General features: G+C 49.1%; 20 protein-coding genes. 8 read left to right on the forward strand and 12 right to left on the reverse strand.

Annotated features, from left to right (window positions below):
- Positions 1–14: 14 nt before the first annotated feature.
- Positions 15–1013: a flavin reductase gene (locus BM205_RS12145; protein WP_170851013.1), complete on the reverse strand. Its 999-nt coding sequence runs from the start codon at positions 1011–1013 to the stop codon at positions 15–17.
- A gap of 175 nt (positions 1014–1188) precedes the next feature.
- Here BM205_RS12145 and BM205_RS12150 point away from each other — a divergent pair, with 175 nt between their 5' ends.
- From BM205_RS12150 to BM205_RS12160, 3 genes are all read left to right on the forward strand, one after another.
- Positions 1189–1986, forward strand: a complete 798-nt coding sequence (locus BM205_RS12150) for a TatD family hydrolase (RefSeq protein ID WP_092414790.1) — start codon at positions 1189–1191, stop codon at positions 1984–1986.
- Between the two features lie 61 nt (positions 1987–2047).
- A complete protein-coding gene (locus tag BM205_RS12155) occupies positions 2048–2746 on the forward strand; it encodes a ComEC/Rec2 family competence protein (protein ID WP_254783864.1) in 699 nt (232 codons plus the stop codon).
- A gap of 539 nt (positions 2747–3285) precedes the next feature.
- Positions 3286–4326 carry a hypothetical protein gene (locus BM205_RS12160; protein WP_092414794.1) on the forward strand — a complete coding sequence of 347 codons (1041 nt, stop codon included), beginning with the start codon at positions 3286–3288 and terminating at the stop codon, positions 4324–4326.
- A gap of 107 nt (positions 4327–4433) precedes the next feature.
- Here the strand turns inward: BM205_RS12160 and BM205_RS12165 are convergent, their stop codons facing one another.
- The 6 genes from BM205_RS12165 to BM205_RS12195 all read right to left on the reverse strand — a co-directional run bounded on the left by BM205_RS12165 (position 4434) and on the right by BM205_RS12195 (position 8190).
- On the reverse strand, positions 4434–4751 hold the full coding sequence (locus BM205_RS12165) for a hypothetical protein (protein ID WP_092414796.1): 318 nt from the start codon (positions 4749–4751) through the stop codon (positions 4434–4436).
- Positions 4752–4757: 6 nt separating this feature from the next.
- Positions 4758–5267 (reverse strand): hypothetical protein, encoded by a 510-nt coding sequence (locus tag BM205_RS12170; protein WP_092414798.1) that lies wholly within the window; start codon positions 5265–5267, stop codon positions 4758–4760.
- A 287-nt stretch (positions 5268–5554) separates the two neighbouring features.
- Entirely contained in the window at positions 5555–5911 is a 357-nt protein-coding gene (locus BM205_RS12180) for a hypothetical protein (RefSeq protein WP_092414802.1), read from the reverse strand.
- A gap of 56 nt (positions 5912–5967) precedes the next feature.
- On the reverse strand, positions 5968–6654 hold the full coding sequence (locus tag BM205_RS12185) for a hypothetical protein (protein WP_092414803.1): 687 nt from the start codon (positions 6652–6654) through the stop codon (positions 5968–5970).
- 81 nt (positions 6655–6735) lie between these two features.
- Complete coding sequence (locus BM205_RS12190) at positions 6736–7083, reverse strand: hypothetical protein (RefSeq protein WP_092414805.1); 348 nt, start codon at positions 7081–7083, stop codon at positions 6736–6738.
- 21 nt (positions 7084–7104) lie between these two features.
- On the reverse strand, positions 7105–8190 hold the full coding sequence (locus tag BM205_RS12195) for a competence protein CoiA family protein (protein ID WP_092414807.1): 1086 nt from the start codon (positions 8188–8190) through the stop codon (positions 7105–7107).
- 353 nt (positions 8191–8543) lie between these two features.
- Between BM205_RS12195 and BM205_RS12200 the strand changes: the two genes are divergently transcribed.
- Positions 8544–11447 (forward strand): DEAD/DEAH box helicase, encoded by a 2904-nt coding sequence (locus BM205_RS12200; RefSeq protein WP_092414809.1) that lies wholly within the window; start codon positions 8544–8546, stop codon positions 11445–11447.
- A 140-nt stretch (positions 11448–11587) separates the two neighbouring features.
- Here BM205_RS12200 and BM205_RS12205 read toward each other — a convergent pair whose 3' ends face one another.
- The 5 genes from BM205_RS12205 to BM205_RS12225 form a co-directional block, all read right to left on the reverse strand.
- Positions 11588–12649: a transposase gene (locus BM205_RS12205; protein ID WP_139227258.1), complete on the reverse strand. Its 1062-nt coding sequence runs from the start codon at positions 12647–12649 to the stop codon at positions 11588–11590.
- 93 nt (positions 12650–12742) lie between these two features.
- Positions 12743–13915, reverse strand: coding sequence for a TnsD family Tn7-like transposition protein (locus BM205_RS12210; RefSeq protein WP_092414813.1), 1173 nt, complete (start codon positions 13913–13915; stop codon positions 12743–12745).
- A 4-nt stretch (positions 13916–13919) separates the two neighbouring features.
- Entirely contained in the window at positions 13920–15545 is a 1626-nt protein-coding gene (locus tag BM205_RS12215; RefSeq protein ID WP_092414815.1) for an ATP-binding protein, read from the reverse strand.
- Positions 15532–17691: a Mu transposase C-terminal domain-containing protein gene (locus BM205_RS12220; RefSeq protein WP_175511252.1), complete on the reverse strand. Its 2160-nt coding sequence runs from the start codon at positions 17689–17691 to the stop codon at positions 15532–15534. Before BM205_RS12220 ends, BM205_RS12215 begins: the two co-directional genes overlap by 14 nt.
- The gene (locus BM205_RS12225) at positions 17688–18539 is read right to left on the reverse strand and encodes a TnsA endonuclease N-terminal domain-containing protein (protein ID WP_092414819.1); all 852 of its coding nucleotides are present in this window, start codon (positions 18537–18539) and stop codon (positions 17688–17690) included. The genes BM205_RS12220 and BM205_RS12225 overlap by 4 nt, the downstream gene beginning before the upstream one ends.
- A 240-nt stretch (positions 18540–18779) precedes the next feature.
- Between BM205_RS12225 and BM205_RS12230 the strand changes: the two genes are divergently transcribed.
- From BM205_RS12230 to BM205_RS12250, 4 genes are all read left to right on the forward strand, one after another.
- A complete protein-coding gene (locus tag BM205_RS12230) occupies positions 18780–19028 on the forward strand; it encodes a DUF6471 domain-containing protein (protein WP_092414821.1) in 249 nt (82 codons plus the stop codon).
- A gap of 760 nt (positions 19029–19788) precedes the next feature.
- The gene (locus BM205_RS12240; protein WP_092414825.1) at positions 19789–20988 is read left to right on the forward strand and encodes a reverse transcriptase domain-containing protein; all 1200 of its coding nucleotides are present in this window, start codon (positions 19789–19791) and stop codon (positions 20986–20988) included.
- A 442-nt stretch (positions 20989–21430) separates the two neighbouring features.
- Positions 21431–21727 carry a helix-turn-helix domain-containing protein gene (locus BM205_RS12245; protein ID WP_254783865.1) on the forward strand — a complete coding sequence of 99 codons (297 nt, stop codon included), beginning with the start codon at positions 21431–21433 and terminating at the stop codon, positions 21725–21727.
- A 1-nt stretch (position 21728) separates the two neighbouring features.
- The gene (locus tag BM205_RS12250; RefSeq protein ID WP_092414827.1) at positions 21729–23030 is read left to right on the forward strand and encodes a HipA domain-containing protein; all 1302 of its coding nucleotides are present in this window, start codon (positions 21729–21731) and stop codon (positions 23028–23030) included.
- The last annotated feature ends 258 nt before the right edge of the window (positions 23031–23288 follow it).

Here is a 23288-nt window from a genome sequence, read left to right on the forward strand (position 1 = left end):
TTGCCGTTGTTTGCTCATTCGCCAGGCAGTTTGCCTTCGTCGGTGAGCGTAATGAAGCGCCGCAGCAACGTGCGCAAGGCGATGGTGTCGACTGCGCCCAGGCTGCCCAGCAATGCGAGCTCGGTTTGCTTGCCGGCATTGGCAATTTCTTGCGCCAGCGCCTGGCCGATGGCGGTCAGGTAAAACAGTCCGCGCTCGTTGCGCTCGCCCTGATCCACCACCACTTGCAACAAGCCACGCGCTGTCATGTCGTCCAGCACATTGATCAGCGGCGTATGGCCAGCGTAGACGAACAGGCGATTCAGTTCCGCCAGGCTGCGGCCGTTACGCGCGGCCAGCGTGTTGAGCACGAAAAATTCAGCATCGTTCAAGCCTTGCAGTGCGCCGAATTCGCGCAGCTTCCCATATAAATGGAAATAGGCGCTGCCGAGCAGGTAACTCATCGAATTTTCATCGAAACTGTCGGAGGCGGCGGTGGCCTTGATCAACGCTTCTGCTTCATCGGCCAGTTCCTTGCGGGTGGCGATGGCGTAATTGCCGCGCTGGTAAACCAGAGGGGCGATGTCGGAATGTTCAAAGTGCATGACTTCGCCGACCATGATGATATGGTCGCCGCCATCGTAGCGGTAGGCTGTCTTGCATTGCATGCGGGTAGTGCAGCCGTCCAGCAACGGCGCACCGCCCATGCCGGTTTCGAGGTCGAGACCGGCGAATTTGTCGTGTGCGCGCTTGCTGAAATGGGTGGCCAGCTGGTCCTGGTCGTGCGACAGGATATGCACCGCCCAATATTCAGCGGCTTCGAAAGCCGCCAGGCTATTGGACGATTTTGACAAGCTCCACAATACCAATGGCGGATCGAGCGAGACCGAATTAAAGCTGTTGGCGGTGACGCCAATCAGTTTGCCATCGGACGAGCAAGCGGTAACGATGGTGACGCCGGTGGTGAAGGTGCCCAGGGCATTGCGGAATTCGCGCTGGTCGAACGGGGGTGACGGCTGGTGTGCTGTGGACATCTGCATTGCTTTCTAACAAATACTTTTTGGCATCATGTTATCAGGCTCTGGGCTGGAGTGAGGGATTGTTTATCCGGATGCTTATATAAGTGCGTTATCAGCGCATGCTACGATAACAATCTATTAAGCCTTGTCTTTACTATTTGCTCTTCCTATTTTTTGAAAAGATCATCCGATGTGGATAGATACCCACTGCCATCTCGACGCCGCTGAATTTGCCGGCGAACAGACGCTGGTCGCGGCGGCGGCGGCGCAGCAGGACGTCAGCTGGATTGTGATTCCGGCGGTGGCGCAGGCCAATTTTGCTACGGTCGCCGCACTGGCTGCGCAACTGCCCAATTGCACCTATGCGTTGGGCATACATCCCTTGTATGTGCCGCTGGCCGAGGAAACTGATTTGCTGGCATTACGCAATACGATCGCTGCGGCGTTGGCAGACCCGCGTTTTGTCGCGATCGGCGAAATCGGCCTCGATTTTTTTGTCCCCGGCATGGAAAGCGGTCCTTTGCGTGAAAAGCAGGAGCATTTTTACGTCGAACAGCTGAAATTGGCGCGTGAATTCGATTTGCCGGTCTTGCTGCATGTGCGCCGCTCGCAAGACATTCTTCTCAAACATTTGCGCCGGATCAAAGTGCAGGGTGGTATCGCCCATGCATTCAACGGCAGTTTCCAGCAAGCCGAGGCGTTCATTGGCCTGGGCTTCCGGCTCGGTTTTGGCGGTGCGATGACATTTACGCGGGCGCTGCAAATACGGCGTCTGGCGGCCGAATTGCCATTGAGCGCACTGGTGCTGGAGACCGATGCGCCCGACATGTCGCCTGCCTGGCTCCATCCGGACATCAACCAGCCTCAACAGATTCCCCGTATTGGCGCTGTGCTGGCCGAACTGCGCGGGATGGCCGTACCTGAACTTGCGCAGGCAACTGCCGCCAACGCCCGCGCTGCATTGCCGCGTCTGGCGGCTCTGGCTTAAATAGCGCAAGGCGGCGAGTCTGCGTAGCGCCGTCATAGGGTTCGTGCTCGGCGTTGCATTTTTGCAAACTCGGGCGTCGCTGCCGGACGTTTGGTTATTGTGCGGATTGCTGCTGCTGGCGATATTGCCGGCCGTGACCGCCCGCAAAATCCGTCATCCATGCCTCAAATCAGCCGCGAACATGCTGGCCGGCGCCTTGTTCGGCATAGCCTGGGCGGCACTGTTTGCCCAATATTATCTGCAGGATGTGTTGCCGCCGGTATGGGAAGGGCGCGACATCACCGTGATTGGTACGGTTGACAGCTTGCCGTCTTATTTCGAATCAGGTGCCCGTTTTACTTTTGCTGTAGAGAAAGTGCTGGATCAGGACGGCGTTTCACCGATCGTTCCAAAACGCCTGGCGCTGGCGTGGTACCAGACCGAAGGTCAACTGTTGTCGGCTCAAGTACAACCCGGCGCGCGCTGGCAATTGACTGTGCGCTTGAAACGTCCCCACGGGAACGCGAATCCACATCTTTTCGACTATGAAGCGTGGCTGCTGGAGCGCAATCTGCGCGCCACCGGCTACGTGCGTTCCGATCAGAAGCTGGCGTTAAAGAACCAGCAGTTGCAGGCATTCGTATTCAGCCCCGGCAACCTGATTCAAGTATTGCGCAGCGGTTTGCGCGAGCGGATTTTGCAAGCCTTGCCCGAGCATCGTTATGCCGGCGTGCTGGTGGCGCTTGCAGTAGGTGACCAGCGCGCCATCGATCAGTGGTGACCGACATTTAAGAAATGAACAATTCTTTTTCTTAATTCTTTTATTTTGCTCAGTTTTGCAGATTTAGTGTTTTTAGATTTGTATTTGAAGCCTGAAGTGAACCAAGAATTTAGTCGCGGTGATTTTCATTTAAAACCTGAATTGAGCCAAAGTAGTCCAAATATTTAATCAGTCACTTATACGCAATTCTCTAAACCGGGTAATGCGATAGTCGTTACAGCAAAAATACTCGTACTTTCGGACAACACGGGACTTGATAAACTACTTTTCGTGAAGATATGGCTATTTTGAGCCGGCTGCGACAGGCTCAATTCGCCCCTGAACGGCCGGTCAACGCTTCCTGCTTGAGCGTCTGCAATGCGCAAACAGACATTCAACCGGCACCCAAGCTGAGAAAAAATGCACTGAATATTTGGCTAGTTGACGAAATTGGCTGTTTTCTCTGGAAAACACATGGATTACCAACACGGCATGTGATTGCGAGCCCTCTTTCTACGGCGTAGACTAACGGCAACACTACTACACGCCAACGCCAATCCATGGATATTTTTGCGCTGCACCCGACCTCGAAAAAACACTTTTTTATCACCGAAGCGACCTATTTCGAGCAGACACAGCGCCGGCCGCAATGGGCCACCAAAACAAAAAGCATCCCTCAGATGCCGCTGTATCTCGCCACTTGCCCCGAATGCAAAAATGCCATCGAGATTCGGGAGCTTGACCGCGTTCGTGGGGAGAACAACAGGGCGCCTATGGCCCCATTCGGAAAACACTACCAGCACGACGTATCAGGCCTGGACATCGTGTACAGCCAGGAGGCGTATGACCGTTGCTCCTTACGCGCAAAAGTTAGCCTTGGCGCATCTGAACCACGGCAGAACACCGCATTCAATGCAGAGATTCTGATAATGCTGGTGGAGCACGCCGCGGTTATTCGAGGAACCATTAGCAATGTGATTGGCATTAAGGTTAGTTCGAAGCTCTTCAAATCTATGATGAAGAAATTCATCGAAGAATCGCGCTACAAGTGCAAAGGTGTCATCCCCTCGAATCTACCTTTTGCGATGGCCTACTGGATGGAGAGCCAAAGTTTGGTCGGGCAGTATGTGTTTGACGTCAAGATGGTCGAGGCCGTCAATAACTCACACCATTTCTGCATCGATGATGAACAAATTATTCCGAAAGAATGGAAGAAAATCCGGGAGGACGCCAAACGCGCCGGCCGGCTGCCCGCGACAAAGATGTCCTGGGGTGCGCACAACCTCGCCTTTTATTTCGGGCGACGTGTTCATCGTGGCGCCGAGCACAACGGGGAACTCAATCACATGACCCTGAAGGTCACGGAACACCCAAACAACAAGCAAACGGGCCGTGAAATTTACTCGACTAAAATCGAGTATTCGAATAGTCATTTTTTCAAAGCGATTGTTGCTGAAGAACGGCAATTGGCGCAACCTGAGAAGGCACAAGAAACACTTCGAAAAAAAATTGAGGCAGGGGAAATGGCCTTCACCTTTATTGCACCTTTGCTGCCCAAGGACTGGAAGCCCAGTTGGCGGAGTCAGACGAATCCGCAGTAGGAATCAACGATGAGTGTCTTCGAGCGACCGCTATTTGGGAATTTCCTGGACCGACGGATATTGACTGACTACTGTCTGTCACGCCTGCATGCTACTGTGCGCGTTGGTCAACCTTCCTTGGTTCCGTTCTCTCTGACCCAGGATAGTATCGATATCTGCATTTGGGCGACCTTCACAGCTTCCAATTTGCGCGATTTATAGGGGGATGAATTTCCAATGACGCCCGGTGCCGAGTAGTGGATTGAGTAGGTCAAACGGTTTAAGTAGGTGTGGCCGCCCTCAGCGTACGCTGCCTTTTCTGCCTCATTAAGTTCGAGCTGAAAGTCATATTGAAATGCGCTGTGGCTGCAGGCAACATCAAGTAGGACGGCATCGCCGTCCTGGACAAGAAACCATTGCTGTGGCTCATGGTCAAGGATTTTCATGTAGTGCTAGCGCCCATAGAACCATTGCATGAACTCGCCGGCAGTTTCTGGCGATAGTTCTAGCAAAGCTTCTGCGACAATATGCTGCCCCTTTGATGCTGCGATAGCTGAGAGAGCGCAAGACAAAAACGAATTATCCCATTCGCGAACTGCAGCTGCACCAACGATAGTTGGCAGTCGCGATAACGATTCGAAGTAAGAAGCAGCGAGGTCTTCTGGTACCGCCAATTTATGTTTCGCACGACAAATTTCGACCCACGCAGGAAACTGAAAGTATGCGGAGTCGGCCTTCAACGGCGCAGAAGCAAGAACCTGAATTATGTGCGGAACTGCTGCGAATGACGCTGAATAGACGTCCCCTTGGTGAGCAAGTGAACTCCACAATGAAAACCACGGCTCCGCATCGCCCCTTGAGTCCGGAACATTGGTAAGCTCCCTGAGCAAATCTGGAATATCGCTTGCCGTGCCATAGGCATGTTGAAGTTCAGACCAACGACTGCTGTTAAGACTAAGCAATATCCTCTCCCAAGTTGCATTCAATGCTCAAACGGCAGGCACTTTCTGGCATCAGTCCCACCAATCCCAATTTTTCAGCGAATGCCAAAATTCATCACCGTACTTCAACGCCAGTATTCCGCATACAAAAACAGAAAGTACTATCACGGCGGTAGCGGCTCCGTACGAAGATAACGTGAGATTAATGACGAATGCAATCCCTAACAGAGCGCCCAAAAAAGCACCGCATCCAAAACAGGTTATTTTTTCCGAATCATTTAAACTGCTGTCTTCTTTTTTAATCATAATCAATAGGACTTAAGCCGTAGACCTCGTAGTATTTCATATACAACCTCTGGGTCAATCTGGGCATGATAGTTGAAGTGAATGTGAAGAGCGGAATTTCTAATGTCTAAGCTTTCCTTATCCCCTAGGAATAAGTTTTTGGGAGCAGCCCATTCTTGGGCAATGACCGCAAGCGTGACACTAGAAACTGCCGACCAAGTGGCTTTACCACCAGAGATACTTACCAAATAGTTGGACCGGGCAATCGTCGTCAACGCATCAGGAAGCGACGTGCCATCAGCAAACTCGAACTCACGACGATGAGGCGCATCAACGTCATCGCCTGCTGCTACGCTGTCTCTAGTGGTTATTATCTTCATTGCGTATTCTTTGGGGAAAATCTGCGAGAGTCGGAGAATATGGGTTTTCGACCATCCTATTTGTCGCGAAGCTGGCTGATGTAATCATATGCGGACAACTTCCTGTGCTGCGCCCAGGCACTGGGAGCATCGGAGTATTTTGTAACTACCTCATTGAAGTGATGGATGGCGGCATCGGTTTTGCAAAGTGAAGAATAGCAAAACCCAAGATTGAAATGACGCCACCCTATGTCACCACCGAAAGCATCTTTGTGCGATAAGGTGTCTGCCTCATAAGAGCTAATGATTTTGGAAATTGAATCGTGTTGCACAAGGTAGGGAAGAGCTGCACCAAGTACAAGTTCTTCAACGAGTTGAAAATTTGTATCCAAGCTATCCAACTCGCGCGAAAACCATCTGTCTGGACCTCCCGTCAAATGACCAATGCGTTTGACGGCGCCCATGGAAATCCCCTCATCTAAGGAGTGCATGAAACTCCAATAGACATTGAGGGTGTACTTGCCTTCCAAATGGCCTGTTCCCGGCTGAAACTCAATGCCTTGCCTCAATCCCGGCAGTTTGCGCTCAGGAATGCGAGCGCGTTCAAGCGAGAAGCCCATTGACTCGAGATGTGTCTTAAAGAGCTGCCTGATTTTAGTTTTTAACTTTGCGTTGCTCATCGTTACATACTGGCGTGCGTTTATGGCAAAGGGTTTGTTAGTGGCCAAAGCCAGTTTGGGCAGAGCGCTTTCTCCATAAGCCATTGATTATTAAAGATTGGCCGTATAAATTTGAATTTTCAATTCTTTACGGCCATTGCCCCAGATACCGGGTCACATTCACTTTTATGCCCATTCGGTGACCCACGCAAAGCAAATTGTAGGCTTGAGTTGCAGTGACAAAAATCCCATGCCTGGCTGATGAAATTTGAGGAAAAGGACTTCTCTTTGGGAGGTGCAGTCCAGGCTCCAGTCGACAACGCCCTTCAAATTAAAATCAGCGCGAAGCGTCCTGTTTTGCCACCATTTGAATGAAATCTCACCTTCGCCCGGCGCAATGACGGCAACAATCCGGTCGTCGTCGCGAGTTGAAACGAATTTTGCACCGTAATACCAACCTACCTCCGGAATAAGTATTTCTGGTTCAGTCTCAAAAAACGCAAGATAGTCGTCAAATTCAGGTTGGTATGCCATGGGAGTCTTACGAGTATCAAGTTAAGCGCCTTTTGTAAATCGGCGAAGTTGTTGCATGATTACTGAGTATTGTGATTGGAGAGCTAGATAGCAAAGATTTTCTGCATCATAGTTGATGCCGATTTCATGCAAAACTCTTATCCCTTTCTCGTTCCCATTTTGTGCAACGATGTACAAGCTATCACGTAGGCCGTAGAGTAGCCACAACGCCCCGTCTTTCATGCGGAAGTAAACCCTCTTACTGTTCTGCTCAACGATAAGTCCCGGCCTCTCACTTAAAATGACTGCCAGCATCTTGGATACATAGGCGTGCTTGTCCGCATTGCTTTGTGTCGCAGCTTCACTTTGCTGCCGATTTCTAGTCGCATCGAATTTTTCTTTTTCAACTCGCTTCTGTTCGTATTCGCCTTTCTGAAGCGACAATTGTTCTAAATTTTTGGTTTGAAGATTATTTCTGATTGCTGCTTCCTTAGCGTTAAACAGCCAGCACTTGTACTCACTATCTGTAAATAGAATTTTTTCAAAATCTGCAACCGTATCTAGCCGATTTTTAGACAAGTCAATTTCTATTGCGGACAGTTGACGTTTCTCGAACGATGCCAGTCTTTTGGCCTCAGTCTTTTTCGTAACCGAGATTTCGAGCAATAATTCGCGACCACCAGTACGGAGCACCAAATCTGGCCTGGTATGGTGGCTACGCTTTTCAAGCTGAACCGAGTCAATATTCACCTTCTTGCTTGGCAAAATTTTTTGATTCTCAATCCACTGAACAGGGCCAGGAATTGATTCGTAGATTACCAATTCCGGAGTTACAAAATATCCATGCGCCGAAATTAACTCCTTTGCTAACCACTGGAGCATTGTTTCGACCGCATACAGGCATTCCGTGCCGGATTCATGCGCAAAAGAATGCGACTTGAGCTCTCCTTGCCTAGCGATTAGTGACTCACCGCATGACAGGCATCTGCATTTACATGCTTTGCCTCGAGATACTGCATCGACATGCGTCAACTCCTCAGTCTCATTCAACGCATAGACCACCATGCGCTGATGGATTGCGCTCAAAGAAATTGAAGAATTTAAAACTTTGAATTTCTCTGTAATCATTTAAGAACATGTGGAGGAATGCATATTTGGCAATCTAGTCTGCTACCAGCAGAAATTTATCATTCGCTAGTTTGGATTATTTCTTAATGGAAAGTTGTATTATAGACAGTAAATGACAATCGATTGCAAGCGTTGCGTGCTGGAAACACACATTTATCAAGAACTTATTGGCCGGCATCGTTCATTTTTCTGTACGTTCGCAAAATCGCTCCGGGGAAGGCTGGCCGATTCGCTGGCGACGGGGTATATTAATTTGGCAGTTGCTTATCTGCAGTGTTGCTGCAGCTCCTTTCTGGTAATGTGTTCTTCCTGGCAACATAACAAGAATAGAAAACCACCTTTAGGGGCTGACAGTGAGATATGAATATCCAGAAAATCACGGTTTATCTGAGACAACCGTTAGCCACCTCGTTTTCAAAGACGGGGAAAACCCGGCACTGAGCAATGCTCAATTTGCGGCGCTTGACGCAGGCATTGGTCGTGATGAGAGCCTTTTGGTCGTTTCTCCAACATCGACTGGAAAGACACAGATTGCGCTTTGGGCAATAGCGAAGAGCTTGGAATCCAGTTGCAATACCGTCTACCTAGTTACCCACCGCGCCCTCGCGAAGCAGAAATTCGAAGACTTCAGAACACTTCTGCTCCCTAGCTATCTAGGTGGGGACGGTTCGTCGCTAGTGATGGCAACGGGAGATTACATAGAAGATGCGGATGGCGAACCTCCGAAGGAGCCATTGGCAGCGCCACTCCTTGTCGCAACTTACGAAAAATATCTGGCACTATTGTCCGCTTCGGGAGTGCCCTCTGATATGCGCAGAACCGTCGTGGTTTGCGATGAAATACAGCTTCTCGGAGACGCGAATCGCGGGCAGAGCGTCGAAGTACTCCTGACATTTCTCAAGAATGCGGGATGGAAACAATTTGTTGGCCTGTCTGCAGTACTTCAGCCAAAGGACGCAGAAGGTCTTGCCAACTGGTTGGGAGTAAAGCTGGTTGTCGAACATGCTCGCGAAAAACATCTCAGATATGAATGCTGGACCGAGGCAGGCATTGCAGTTTCGAGCTCCGAAAATCCTGACCATATTGAGGACGGGCTGTCTGCACCTGCGGGCGTAGACAACAGACCAGTTTCGGTTCTTCTGTCCTTGTTGAAGGAGAAGGCACCTCCTTTGCCTGTCATTGTCTTCTGTATGAAGAAGCAAGATACATATGACCTAGCAAGGCAATTTCTGGACGCAGCTAAACACGCCAATAAAGGGCAACTCTCCTTAGCCTTTGATGCACTTCCCGAAACTACCGCGAACAGCTTCCTCGCAAAAACACTTGAATATCGCGTGGCTTCTCACAACGCTGATTTGACAGAGGAGGAGCGAAACATTGTTGAGCAGCATCTCCTGGCCGGAAAGCTCGACGTTGTATTTGCGACTTCTACACTCGCGGCTGGCGTGAACTTTCCTCTCGGCGCCGCAATATTTGCCAGTTGGCAGCGGTGGGACTTTGACCAAGGAAAGCATGTTCCAATTGAATCAGCTGAGTTTCACAACATGGCCGGCAGGGTCGGTCGAATGGGATTCGAGCATGAACAAGGGCGAGTTATTTTCTTTGCGAACGGTGGTGCAGAGGCTCGCAAAGCGCGCGAATACTTGAATTTGGGCGACCTTCCTGCTTTAGTGGCAAGAGTCACTCCCGAAAAATTTAATCAACTCGCATTGCAGCTGGTTGCATCGGGTTTATGTTCTTTTAGAGCTGACCTCGAAAAACTCGTATGTACAACCTTTAGTGCTCTTCGCGAGCAAGACAAAAATCTAAAGAGCTTTGCATCTTGGCCAGAAAAACTCGCATCTGCCGTTAATGGATTAGTAGCTGAAGGTCTGCTAATTCAGACCAGCACCGGGAAGCTAAGTGCGACGCCAGTGGGGAGAGCGGTCGGGCACAGCGGGTTGTTACCTGAGACATGTATGTTTCTCTTGAACTATCTTGCAAATAAGGCCGACGCCTTAATCCAGTGCCTTCCTGTTGCCGGCTCGGCAGGTAACGTCCCGAAGCTGGCATTTTTGTTGTTCAGCGCATGTTTATCGAGTCCCGAGTTTCGCGCTTTCAACGGCACTCGTCCGACTCGTTTTTTGCCTTATCCACTGGACAAATACCCACTTTTTGACGCGGACGTATATTCGGCGGACTTGGTGGAGTCGGTGTGGCGAGCGGATATCATGCCGATTAATGCCGCAAAACTCAGCTGCGACTGGATAGATGGAGGCGAAATTCGGCAACTTGAAAGCACGCTGCCACATCTCAGTGCAGGTATGTTGTTTGAATTATTTCGGAATCTTGGCTGGGTCTTGCAAGGGCTTTCCGCTATCGTGACAGCGGCTTCTGATAAACGCGTCGCTAAGGAATTTCTACCTAAAGCACTCCAGCGGAGAGATGTAAATCTAGAGACGTTAGCCAAACTCCCGCGTGTAATTCGGCGATTAAGCTTTCGTTTGACAGAAGGCCTGCCAGATGATGTTCTCTGGCTGACATTTTTGAATCTACCTGGTCTAGGGTTCCGACTCACCCGCGGCGAGATTCTCGCGCTCAGAGCGGCTGGTTACTCGTCACCAGAGAGGGTTATGCTCGGCTCGGGTGAGGCCGATGCGGCTCGTATTGCGGTATTTGCGAAAGCTAAGCCGACTCCGCAAGTGAAAGCGAATTGGCTTCGGGACGCGTGTCGTGATTGGAAGAGTCGCCAACGACAACGGGCTGCCGAACGACATCAAAAAAGAGCCGCCCGATGCCTGCGACCTGACCTTGTCGAGCAGTACTATGCAAAGAAAGGTGCTGAATTCGAGCAAGTTTTCGAAGGCATACTGGATTTTTTGAAAATCCAATATGAAAAGCTTGACGACAAAAACAAGACAGGTGCCCCAGATTATCTTTTGAAATTAAAGAACTCCCCAGCATTAGTCATTGAGCTTAAGTCCAAAGAAGGGGATAAGCTGGTTGATTACAACAAGGCAGTAGAAGTTCTTGCCGCCGCTGTCGTGCATGGGCATAGAGATATTTTTTGCGTGACACTTTGCCACCCAGGCGTGGACCCAAGTGTGCCAATGGTCATCGAGGCATGTGGCCTACTTAGCGTCGTTGAGAGTAGCGACCTTGGCGAAGCATTGCTTCGACTTTGCGAAGGAAGACTTTCGGAAGAGCAGTTATGGCGGTGGCTTGCAACTCCAGGTCAAGCTCTTTCGGGGGAACTACCTTTCAGAGAATATGGCTGATTTGCTTTTTGCTAGCATGACGTCTCTCACATGGACATTCAGCCGAATGTGACGCGTTATTTTTATAAAAGTGCCTGTTTGACCTATATTGACGGAGAATTTCCAGCATTGAAAAGAACTCTATAGTTCGCCGATTGTGCTTACGTCGCCCGCGATTGTGCCAAAATGATTTGAATTTTCTCCCAGCGACTATCCTTTTTGCATTCTCCGTACAGTTTACTTGCGTTGGACCAGGTTCCAGTTTTGAACACGAATTTTCTCCAAGGAATTTCTGTCCCAAGTTTTGCGATAATTCCATCAATGAGTGTACGAAGGTCATGTTTTCGCTTTGAGCGTCCTCTCGTTTCTTGCTCAGAAAATATTGGGTAAATTGAGCGCCATTCTTGGTCCGTTATTTCCCATCGACTATCAGTTGGCGAAAGCGCCTCGTCAGGTCGCGCGACGAAATCGAACGGTTGTTTTGTCCGAAACGATGCTCCTTCGTGGAACACGATTGTTGTCGGGTGACCCAAAGCGAACTCAAAGGGCTCTTCCTCTGCAGTGATTTGCAATAGGGTCATTTCAGTAACGAAGAATTTTTGCTTTTTCTTCCTACCCTTTACAACAACTCGTGCCTTGCCGAGAGGCAGGTCGCATGCAAACTGGCCTCGGCACGCATAATCGTACGCGCTGTTCCACATTCGTTTTGCAGATGGAAAGCACCACATCCACGATAATGGTTGTTGTAGCGATAGGCAGCTTTGGTTTCGGCCGCTAAGTCCTGACATGACGAAATGGACGCCGGCGCCCTTTAGGGTTGGTACGCAGACTTGCTCCAAACTTTGAGGACGAAAGATATGAACGGCCATTAAGTTCAGCGGACGAAATATAGCTTTGAATAAAACGCCGGCCGGTATGAGATAGGTCATTTGTTCATGCTGGATTTTAAACACGCGATGGTGCTCCTTGACTGAGTCGGAGATTCCAAAGCCGTGTAAGTACTCAGCGACTGAGGCGAGCTGCCAATCTTGAAAATTCGTGTCAAATTTTCTTTTATGGCGGGAGGCGTTGTCTTTCAAGAAGCTCCCAATCTCGGTTAATGGATGGGATTGACGTGTTCCATCCTTGTCGATTTCTATCGCAACGAATTTTGTATTTTCTCTCGCAATTTCTTCAACCCATCGCATAAACACCCCCAGATAATAGGGGGTATAGCGAGTCAATTTAGCCTTTTTACATAAAACGGAAAATATTTTTTGTGGGAAATCGGTAGCGTTCAGGGTGCATGAAATGACACTATTTCTGCATGCTGCTATTTATCGAGCTTGGCGCCGGCGATTCGGAGTTTGAACAGGAGATTTACTATGTTTGGATTTGAAAATTTCGACAAGGGCGGCCGTTTTTGGGAAATTTTTCCTTTGATGCCGATAAGGCCCCCAGCAACCGCATTTAGTCATGAATTCGGCCAGTGTCAAATGAGGCAGATGTTGGCGCAATGTCTTAAGACCCGCTTTAATTTTTTTACTGAATTCTTCGTCTAGAACGGAAGTGTCGAAAGGTCTTTTCCCTGGTTTTGTGTAATCCAGTTTTTTTTCGGCACTCCCGCAATGCTCCAGGAAGGTATAAAGCAAGATATGTTTCACTGGGATAAAAGGCACTTCCGTCCTACGTCGGACCATGAGGGCGGGCCAGGAATTTCTTCGTTCCAGCGGGTAACTGCACCCGGCATTAACCAGAAATCTCGAGCCATAGGCACGCTGCAAGTCCCGAGCTAGCTGCCAGCTTGCAATGGATGGGGAGGACTGGAGATAGCCCTTGTGTTCAGCTAGTTCTCTGTACTGAGCATGCCAATCGGCCACGCTTTGTGGGTAGTCCGCATGCTTTGCAAGTGCGTCTTTGGAATGGCGAGCAATTTCCAGAAGTATCGAGCCAGGTATCTCAAAATCGATAAAGCGGCCCATGACTTCATGTGGCAGGTAGTAGGACCATCTAGCATTGAAGTACTTAACTGCTATATTTGTTTCCTCGAGCACTTGACCGTGCTTAACGCAATAATAGACGGCTGGCAGCATATGAGACCTGTGCCAATAACTGGTTCCGAATTCTTGTAAATCCTCAGCGACGCATTGGCGACATAGACGTCGATAAAGTACTCCTGATGTCACCGAATTGGCTAGTGAATTAAACGAGCCGCCTGATACTCCCTGCCTTTTGAGTACCAGGTCTTTGAGACGTGTCATCAATGCGGCCGGCATAAAGCTGACGATATAGGGGAAAGAACTATGGGAAAACACTAGCTCTTCAATATCGATGTCCGTTAGGACGGACAGTTGCTTTAAGTAAGACGGTAAGAAGATGGAGCTGTATGTTCCACGCTCGCCGCTGACTGCAAAAACAAGCTCTTTATGGGGTAAGCCGATTTCCCGGCATGCCCTACCGATGAGACTTCCTAGAAGCTCATCCGGATAAGGCCGTGGGAAATACAACATAACATCAGACCGGTAGAACCTTGCCGAGGTCACAAACCGCACCCATCTGCGCTAATTGTTCATAAACGCTGGTGTTTTGAGACTTCGCTAACCGAATGGCGTTGCGCAGGTCGCCGGAGGCAAGAATTGGTGCTGGTTGGAGTTTTGTTGTTTTTGATTTCAATTTGGCGGGTGATTGAAGATGTTTGAGCGCCAAAGCTGCGCCGTCCAACGTATTGCTCGCCATGCCACTGGCCTCGACGTCAGATGCTATTTGGCTGGCATGTTCGGCTTCGACACCTAAATGCGTGAGGACGGTTGCTACCGATGGTGCAAAATACTCGTTTCCAGGACGTGTTGATGCCGCTCTAAGGCGCTTGCCTGTGTATTGACTCTCAGCGTTACGCAACATGTCTTCAAAATCAAGCGGAGCGATGTCGTCGTAGGCCTCCAATGCCTTGAGATTATTGTTGCGCAGTGCCTCAATCATCGGCATCACCATGGACAGTTCCTTCTTGGCGACAGCGTCAATGAGCTGAGCCGTAATGGTTTCGGAACCATCCAACATGGCACGCCATTGGCAGGCGGCAAAAAGCTTGATTGCAATATCTATGACACCCTGTGAATAGTGATACATTGTATCGGACAGATGAGGATTGAGGTCAATCGGTTTCTGTGTCCACTGGAATTTCCACAGTACCCCTAAAAAATCATCCCATTCGCCAGGTTCCTCGGGGCTTCCCTGCATTAGTCTGTCCCAATAGACGGACCCCTTGCCGACAGAGCGACGCGCCTGTCGAAAATCCATACCCAGGACGCGCCTGGCCTTATTGGTGCCAATGAACATAATTGGCACTCGCAATTCATTGGACGCAGAAACCAGCAAAGTCATCAATGATTGCTTGTTCTTCGGGGCGTTTTCAAGGTTTTGAATTTCATCGCACACAAGCAATCCGACGCAGTGAATATGCATCACGCGAGCTACGTGATTCATTAGCGTCTCTACGCTGGGTTTACCTCGCATCCCATATAGTTCATAGTAGTTTGCGTCTGGAATCAGGCTGTCAACTTTTCTAAGTATGGAGTGAGCTAAGCCTTTGACGCTGACCCCATCGTGCGGAGTTTCGATATGCAGATACGGAATTTGCCAAATGCCTAGCACCGGATGATGTAAGACTGTAGGTGTCATTGCTAAAACACGCTCAATTGTCGTGGTTTTTCCGACGCCGGAAGGCCCGATAAGTGATGTCGATAACTGCGGCGTTGTTGAGGCCCGGCCCGTTGAGAACGATATACCGGCTTTCTGGTTTTCGTATATCTTTTGGAACATTTGCGTATGCTGAATCGTACGTGGTTCGCGACCTACGTAACCCTCACGCATCAGTACATCCAACGTCCGCGCCAGTTCAACGTGACGTACCAGTGGCACCATGAAACTCGATAAGCCTGCCACAAGCTGCATGCGCTGATGCATGGCCCAGTTTCTCTGGTCCGAATGAAAATCTGGGTATTGCATAAGGGCTTCAGTTAGCGCAATATCGTCGAGACTAGGGGGTAGTGCTTCAATCAGCGGATTGCCTTGATACCGCGACAGGCGCGGGTCAGAGTAACGTGCTTCGACAGCGGTATTGGTGGAGTTACGATATTCCATTTTGCATTTCCATTCTCTTCATTTTTAGTTTCTCTGCGAGCGACATTGACTCAGTGGGCGCCTGTTCAGGTGTGGTCAAGGTTTGTGTCGCTAGCACGTTGGTCGGGGAACCGGAAAAAGTATTTTCTGATGGATGTGCTGAGGGCATTACGGCTTCCTCCTGCCTCCGTATCCTTCGTTCTTCTGTCCTGTCAACCACGATGTCCGCTTTCCGAGCACTACGTGATTTGCCTTTGCTTACGATTTTTGTTTCTGTGCGCGCGCGTTTTGCAATTGGGTCGACGTGTGCATGATAATTAGAGCGCTGTTGGCGTTCCAATTGCTCATATGAATGTCCGAGTTTTCGTTTCATGGTCTCGTAAGCCTCGACTTCAGCGTACGACAGACCTTTATATTCACTGCTTTTATCCAAAAGGCGCGCTATACAGAATTTGGTCGGGTCCTTAGCGTCATGGATATAAATGGCATCCACAAGCCTGCGGTCGTATGAAATATCAATGGAAGAAATGCCTTTCCCAGATTTCACGAACCAGCCATTTTCGAAAGCTTCAGGAGTTGAGTAGTAGCAGCCGTTAAATGAAATACCCCCTCTGGTAATCGTCGCGGTACCCATAGGTAGCAAAGAAAAGCGTACATAATCTTCTGCAAATCGTGTCAATGAGCCCATGCGGGTGGGTGCCTCATCGTCCCAAATTTCGCAGGGTATTGCGCGGATACCACGCGACATGGATTCAACGGGCAGGGGGTAATTGGGCATAGGGCTTCGATTATGCGTAATGATGATTTTTATGAGGATTGAGACGAATTCATCAAGGGTTAAGCTCGCGTCCTTGTCGAAGCGCTTTCCTTGGCGCTTGAATACGTTATCCGGTGGTTCGTAGCCAGGAACTGAATCCACCATTTCTCTATGCACCAATTTGAAACCGCACTCGACGATTGGCTTATAGTCAGGACGTTGTCTTGGGAGATTTCCAACCGTTATTTTTAACCCGTTCACGACCAAGCTACTGTCGCGCGATATCATTTCTCCGCGGTCGGCCAAGAACATTTCTGGATAAACCGCGTCTGCTGGCCAATCGTCTGCTGAATAGTCGACACCATTTCTCGCGCAGAGTGCGGCCTTGTCTTCCGATATGGAGAGAATTGCATGCATTGCCGCCGGCCAGGAAGCAGCTTCGAGACCGACATAGAATCCCACGATGAGGCGACTGCGACGGTCAATAACGAGGTAGAGAGTAGGCTTGCCAATAATGCGAGAGCGGTCATGACTTGAAACCAGGAACACATCTGCAATTGTTGCGTCGATTTCATATATATGGCCGACGCCCAGACAATCCTGCTTAACGCTACCGGTTTTAGGCGCGTAGTCACGCTCAAATTCGGAATTGCCTTTTCGACGACGAATAATATTTTCCAAAGGATAGTGTTTGTGCAGAACGGTGGTGTATTGGCGTAAAGTGGGACGGTCGCCAAGTTCGTTTATTGTTCGTGTCCCATTGCCATCGTTGTACGAGTAATGCTGTTCCAGCATACGTTGATATGCGTCGGTCACCGTTGCCGCGGTTAAACCACCTGCTTTTAGGTAAACCCTTTCTATGGTTTCTCTGATGTTCGCTTCATCCGTAGGCTTAATTCTGAATATCTTGTAGTCCGAAAGATGCGGCTTGCGGCCAGCTGAACTTAGGTGTCCTGGCGCTTTGTATCCGCATAGATGGAATTTCCCAAGAAGTGCCGTCTTGGTTTGACCGCCGGCCCAGTAACGTCGGAGGTCTTTGAGGATGGTCACTACCGAACATTTCATTTCACGCGCGCGCTCTTCTACTAGAGAAAATCTAGTTTCCCTTGCATATATTGCTGGCTGAGCCGATATGAGGGGCTCTATTCTGGCCCAAGCGGTATCGCGTCTTGCCTGTGCTTTCGAGCTCGCCCGGTTTTCATTGATTGGCGCCAGAAGACCCTTTTCGACTGCCAGGAATCCGCGGCGCTCTCTTTCAAGTAGGTCGCTTAGCGACTCTATGACTGGCAGTGCGTTGGATTCGCTCAAATCAAAAGTCACCACCTCGTTTCGTGCCGGATAAGCGTCAAGCACACGGGCTTTACGTTCCGGTGAGCGCTCGATAAATACGTCGTTTCGATATAGCATCATTGAGCTCCTAACATTTCTGGCACGTGTTCTGCCGCTACGATTTGGAATGCTGAAAGCGGACATGTCTCCAAGCTGGGGTTGTTCAAATCTGCGATGAGCATATGATTTGCTATCAGCAAGCGAGCCACTCTTAGCCCAGTGCCGGTTTCATAGCCGTTTCGGCGGTCGAATGTCTGACTGTATTCGGAGAGCGTGACACTTCTCTTCGAGTTGTTGCGCAGCTCCGATGTCATCTTGCGAGCTGCCTCATCCAACATGCCAGGAAAGGTTTGTTTTTCTCCTGACTTTAAATGGGCGCTGCGAATCCACTCGATGTTTCGAGTTTTGCTAAGTGGAATGGCGGAATGGAAGACTAAGTGATGCCGGATGTCGACGCCCTCTAAGTAGGTGCGTTGAATCTGAAGCTTTTCGATGGACCGCTCGTCCTCAGCTTCTTGTTCTCGCTTCGTATCGAACGCTTCTAAAATGGTCGCTCCATTACGGACCCTGGTGACCAGGAAGTCCGTTGTCATTACCACGGGGACTTGGGTACCCGGGTAATACGGATGTCCAATTCCAAGGGCTGCGGCAATTTCTAATGTGAGGTCACGGTCGAGCGGATACTGTTCACGAATGTCGACGACGTCCGGACTAAATTCGAGTAATAAAAATAAATTCCATTCAACGTCGGATAGAAAGTGATGCTCGCGCCCCGATTTGATACCGAAAGCGCGCCGGCTGCGGCCGCTGGAGGAAATCTCAGCAACGTTTATCCACGGGAGATAGTCCTTCCCGGTTCCCTTTCCGCGGCCTAGTCGGTAATGTTTTTCTATAGCGTCTTCAGACCATTTGCGAGGGCCTCTTGGCATATTTGTCCTTTTTTCATCAGTAGTTTTCCAAATAGAGGCAAAATCACTTTATGCTTTAGCACTTAGCGTCTGCCTGTATCACCCACACTGTGGGAAAACCGTATAGGTACCAAAAGACGGCCACTCGCAGTACATCTTAAATATAGGATATTTATCTCAAAATTGAACATATAAATCTCATATATGAGATTTATATGTTCGCCATATTGCTGCGCGTAAAACTTTTATCAGGCGAGACGAATGGATTGGAACAAAGAGGCGCGGCGAGTTCTCAGATTTGAAATGAAAATCCGTGAGATTGGCTATAAAGAGTTGCTAAAACGGCTAAATTCCATTGATGTCACCAATGAGACTGAGCGCTCTATCGCGAGCAAAGTCTCACGCGGCACGTTTTCGGCGGCTTTCTTTTTACAATGCATGCGCGCTATGGGGGTTAGTGCATTAGATGTTTCAGGAGACCCCGTGACATCGGTGAAGAAGAATGAATAACTGCACTAGGCTTCTTGGCAGTCAATTCAGCCGCTGTGGAGGCTGAATTGTTTAGATAGACAAGTGCGCTGCTGTAGTAATAACTACTATATGTAGATTTTTCTTTATAAATTTTCCCATATCTTGTATTTTTTTCTTTGAGGTTGTACTATTGGCATGTGGTAGCGCCCTCAAGCATCTCTGGAGGTTGCGCTGCACGTTACCAAGCGGCCAAATGGCGCAAAGGCGAGCAATCGCGTGAGCGTGAGCGGCGGAATCTGCGGCAGGGACGACTCGCAAGAGGCTCTCAGCATAGCGGCTGCCGACGGGGCTTGGGATTCGTCTTCTACTCCCGGATATGTCGGGAAGGCGAATAAACAACGTGCGGGGCGGTCGGTAGGTGGGGAGGCGGGCGCGCCGCGAACGTTGGGACGTCGAAAGGCCCCGATTTTCGTCTATTCTGGTTGGGCTAGCTATCTAGCTGCCATGGCCGCCGTTCTTGTAGTGACTTTTAACTTCAATTCGGGAAGGATGGGTGTCGAAATGGGACGCATTCACATCTTGGCGGCGGCTTCGGTTGATTTTCAGCGCACTCATGCATCTCTGGAGGTTGCGCTGCACGTTACCAAGCGGCAAAATGGCGCAAAGGCGAGCAATCGCGTGAGCGTGAGCGGCGGAATCTGCGGCAGGGACGACTCGCAAGAGGCTCTCAGCATTGCGGCTGCCGACGGGGCTTTCGGTTGCTGGTCCGGGGGGAACGACGCCAGCATAGAACCAAATCATGTCTGCTAATGCTTTCGGTAAGGCTTTGTCTCGCGACACCATACTTCAAGCGTGGCGAGAGATATATCAAAATTCTTCATCTGCATCTCGGAACACCCTGAGTTCTGACGAGATATCCATCAATGATTTCGAGCACCATTACAAAAATCATTTGGCACACCTAGGTAGGGATTTGCGGTCAGATAAATTCCAATTTCAATCGCTGCGTCCTTATCTCATTCCCAAGCCAAACGGTAAATTTCGTCTTATTTGTGTCCCTACAGTTCGAGACCGTATTGTGCAACGGGCCTTGGTCAATTATTTATCCGAAAAATATCGGTCACAATTGGCTAATAAGATTAGCTATGGTTTTATAAAAGGACGCTCCGTCAAGCAAGCAGCAAAAGCGGGTTGTGCTTTGCGCGCGTCGAAGCCATGGGTATTTAAAACTGACATTACGGCCTTTTTTGACAATATAAAGCGAGAAACATTAATTGCCGGGCTAAAAAAAATTGTCAGGGATAGCTCCCTCCATAACGTTTTAAGAGGCGCTATTGCGTGCGAAGTGCATACGTCGTCAAATGGCACAAAGAAGCAAATAGAATCCTTGGGGATAAAGCACGGTCAGGGCATAAGACAGGGAATGCCGTTGTCCCCACTATTTTCAAATATCTTGTTGTCGCCGTTCGACGAGCAGGTTCAAAAAAAAGAAATTAGCGCAATTCGGTATGCGGATGACTTGATTTTTTTTGCAAAAAGTAAAGATGAGTGTGTGGGAATCGCGAGTTTTTGCGAAACTGAACTGGCCAAATTGGGTTTAAAAATACCCCCAGTTGGGCCTGAATCAAAATCAGTCATCTATGAGCCTGGCGAGGCTGCTGACTTTCTCGGACTTGAGTTAGCTGTGTCCGGGTGTTCCTACCAACTCAGACTGTCGCAGAAACAAATTGAGCGCATTAAAGATGAGCTATTGCAATACGGTTCTATCGGCGAATTGCTAGCCCGCAAAATTACTCTTCGAAATTTGGGACAAATATTAACCAATAAAAAAAATGGTTATTTGGCAGCATACGATGTTTGTGAAAATCTACCAGGCGTTGAGGCCGCGCTTGCTGATGTTGAACAAAAAGTTTTACGACGTGTGTACACCAATGGTCTTGGAATCAATTTATCTACCATCAGTAGAGAAGCAAAGACGTTCTTAAATCTAATAAGTTAGGCCTTCGTCGGCGTGATAGATGACTGGCCAACGGAGTTTTTGACATTCGTTAAGCAAATTCCTGCAGTAGTGGCATTGTATCCTGAGCGGAAATGTCAGAGGAAATTCAATTAGCAACCCACAATCCCCAGCAAGTTGATTTCGTAGGAAAGCGGATATCGTCGCTGACCGTATCAGCTAGTCTTCCCTTGTATGCTGAAGCATACCGAAAAACCTAAACAGTTTTAGGAAAAGAGAAAGTAGGACGGAAAATTAGAACTAATCCTAATCCTTCTTTGGATTTCAAGTTAATTCCCTCTCGCTTTTAATGAATCCGAATACTGGTTAGGATTATAGGTATTTTTTCTCTCAAACAGAGAAAATCCGAATACTAGTTAGGTTTTTTGGCAAACCCATCCCTTTTGCTGTATAATCTTAACTACTGTTAGGATTTTAAGGATGCATGATGCGTATTCCACTCACACAACCTATCGACATTGGCTGTCTCATTCGTGCAACTCGGAAAGCACAGAATCTAAGGCAGGACGACGCTGCAGGGTCAATTGGCGTCTCCGACGTATTTCTTGGGAGATTAGAAAATGGTGCGCCAGGTGCACGGCTCGACAAAGCACTGCAAGTGCTCAACGAACTCGGAATTGTTCTTTACGTAGACGTGTCTGACAACGTTTCTCAAAAGTATCTTGAATTAAAGAAGAAGAGAAACGACACATTTCATTCAAATATATTAAAAAAACGCTGATATGCGAGAACTCAAAACCTATATCAATAGCAGGCTTGTAGGAAAGCTCGTTGACGAGAATGGAATCTGGTCTTTTGTTTATGACTCGACATGGGTAGCAGCGCCTGACGCGTTTCCTCTTAGCAAAGCGCTTCCTCTACAGACCGCTACACATATCGACGCAAGTTCGTTACGTCCGGTCCAGTGGTACTTCGATAATTTACTACCTGAAGAGGGAGCTCGTGCACTGCTCGCTAAGGATGCGAAACTGGACGCTAATGATGCATTTTCGCTCCTCGGCTACTATGGTGCCGAATCAGCAGGTTCGCTTATCCTCACAAATGAAGACCCAGCTTTAGCCAAGACGGGGGAGCGCGCTTTGCCTGATGCAGAGTTGCAAACGCGGATTGAGAACCTCCCGACTATCTCCCTTGCCGCAAACGCCCCCAAGCGGATGTCACTCGCTGGCGCGCAGCACAAACTCGCGGTTATTTACCGTCCAGACGCCTTGTTCGAGCCAATAGAGGCGACACCGTCAACATACATCTTGAAACCCAATCATCAGGATGCAGATTTCCGCAATAGTGTAATTAATGAATATTTTACGATGCAATTGGCTAAAGCTGTCGGACTCGACGTACCAGCAACTTATCGAAAGTACGTTCCCTCGCCGGTGTATCTCATTGAGCGATTCGACAGAGCTGTGGACCCGCGGCAGGTCAGGCGCCTACACGCGATTGACGCATGCCAGTTGTTAAATCTTGACCGTCAGTTCAAATATACTGCCGCAAGCCTTGAACGGCTAGCTGAATTGGCCGCGGCCTGTACAGCACCTGCACTTACTCGTGTGCGACTTTTTTCGTGGTTTGTTTTCAATCTGCTGGTCGGAAACAATGATGCCCATCTAAAGAATCTATCTTTTTTGGTTGATGCGCAAGGAGTTCGACTCGCGCCACACTACGACATGCTAGCGACCGCGGTTTACCAAACAAAGGCACTCGACAAAGATATCTGGCCGAAAACCAAGCTATCCTGGCCCATTTTCGAGAGAGAATCGTTTGAAGAGCTTGACCGAGCTTGTATTATTGCCGCAGGACAAGTACTCGGGTTGACTGTAGAAACTGCGACTCGTTTGTTGGATGCGCAACTCAAATCGGTTCCTAAAGCTGCGGATATTGTGTTCGCTGGCATCGAGGAGGAAAACAACAAGCTGCGGGCGGAGCGGCCGATTTTAATCCCTGTTTTCGGAAATGAGCTGCGGACAGTCCGGTCCATCATCTTTATAATCATCAAGGATATGGTCGAAAAATTGTCACAGAAATGATAGAGCTTTCCTGGAAAAATGCGGCGAAGAGCGCCCCAACCAGGAGTTGCTAATGCCAAATGATATTTACACAAAGGACGCAACTTATGACTAAGTTTCTTCCTTGTGCATCTGAACCAAGCGCTCGTGACAGAGTAATCAAAATATTGGTTTGTTCGCCATCGACGGTGGTAGCCTCGCCGCAGATGCGGGTAGCGGAGTAAAGTGACTGAAAAAACTGCTCTTCCAAATGCGGTAACATTTATTTCAGCGAGCCGA

The sequence above is a fragment of the Collimonas sp. OK307 genome (genome assembly GCF_900113705.1).
Taxonomy (GTDB): Bacteria; Pseudomonadota; Gammaproteobacteria; order Burkholderiales; family Burkholderiaceae_D; genus Collimonas.

Coding starts and splice junctions, on each gene's coding strand:
- BM205_RS12145 (WP_170851013.1), bottom strand. CDS start 1,013: ATGTCCACAGCACACCAGCCGTCACCCCCGTTCGACCAGCGCGAATTC.
- BM205_RS12150 (WP_092414790.1), top strand. CDS start 1,189: ATGTGGATAGATACCCACTGCCATCTCGACGCCGCTGAATTTGCCGGC.
- BM205_RS12160 (WP_092414794.1), top strand. CDS start 3,286: ATGGATATTTTTGCGCTGCACCCGACCTCGAAAAAACACTTTTTTATC.
- BM205_RS12165 (WP_092414796.1), bottom strand. CDS start 4,751: ATGAAAATCCTTGACCATGAGCCACAGCAATGGTTTCTTGTCCAGGAC.
- BM205_RS12180 (WP_092414802.1), bottom strand. CDS start 5,911: ATGAAGATAATAACCACTAGAGACAGCGTAGCAGCAGGCGATGACGTT.
- BM205_RS12185 (WP_092414803.1), bottom strand. CDS start 6,654: ATGGCTTATGGAGAAAGCGCTCTGCCCAAACTGGCTTTGGCCACTAAC.
- BM205_RS12190 (WP_092414805.1), bottom strand. CDS start 7,083: ATGGCATACCAACCTGAATTTGACGACTATCTTGCGTTTTTTGAGACT.
- BM205_RS12195 (WP_092414807.1), bottom strand. CDS start 8,190: ATGATTACAGAGAAATTCAAAGTTTTAAATTCTTCAATTTCTTTGAGC.
- BM205_RS12210 (WP_092414813.1), bottom strand. CDS start 13,915: ATGTTGTATTTCCCACGGCCTTATCCGGATGAGCTTCTAGGAAGTCTC.
- BM205_RS12215 (WP_092414815.1), bottom strand. CDS start 15,545: ATGGAATATCGTAACTCCACCAATACCGCTGTCGAAGCACGTTACTCT.
- BM205_RS12220 (WP_175511252.1), bottom strand. CDS start 17,691: ATGATGCTATATCGAAACGACGTATTTATCGAGCGCTCACCGGAACGT.
- BM205_RS12225 (WP_092414819.1), bottom strand. CDS start 18,539: ATGCCAAGAGGCCCTCGCAAATGGTCTGAAGACGCTATAGAAAAACAT.
- BM205_RS12230 (WP_092414821.1), top strand. CDS start 18,780: ATGGATTGGAACAAAGAGGCGCGGCGAGTTCTCAGATTTGAAATGAAA.
- BM205_RS12240 (WP_092414825.1), top strand. CDS start 19,789: ATGTCTGCTAATGCTTTCGGTAAGGCTTTGTCTCGCGACACCATACTT.
- BM205_RS12245 (WP_254783865.1), top strand. CDS start 21,431: ATGATGCGTATTCCACTCACACAACCTATCGACATTGGCTGTCTCATT.
- BM205_RS12250 (WP_092414827.1), top strand. CDS start 21,729: ATGCGAGAACTCAAAACCTATATCAATAGCAGGCTTGTAGGAAAGCTC.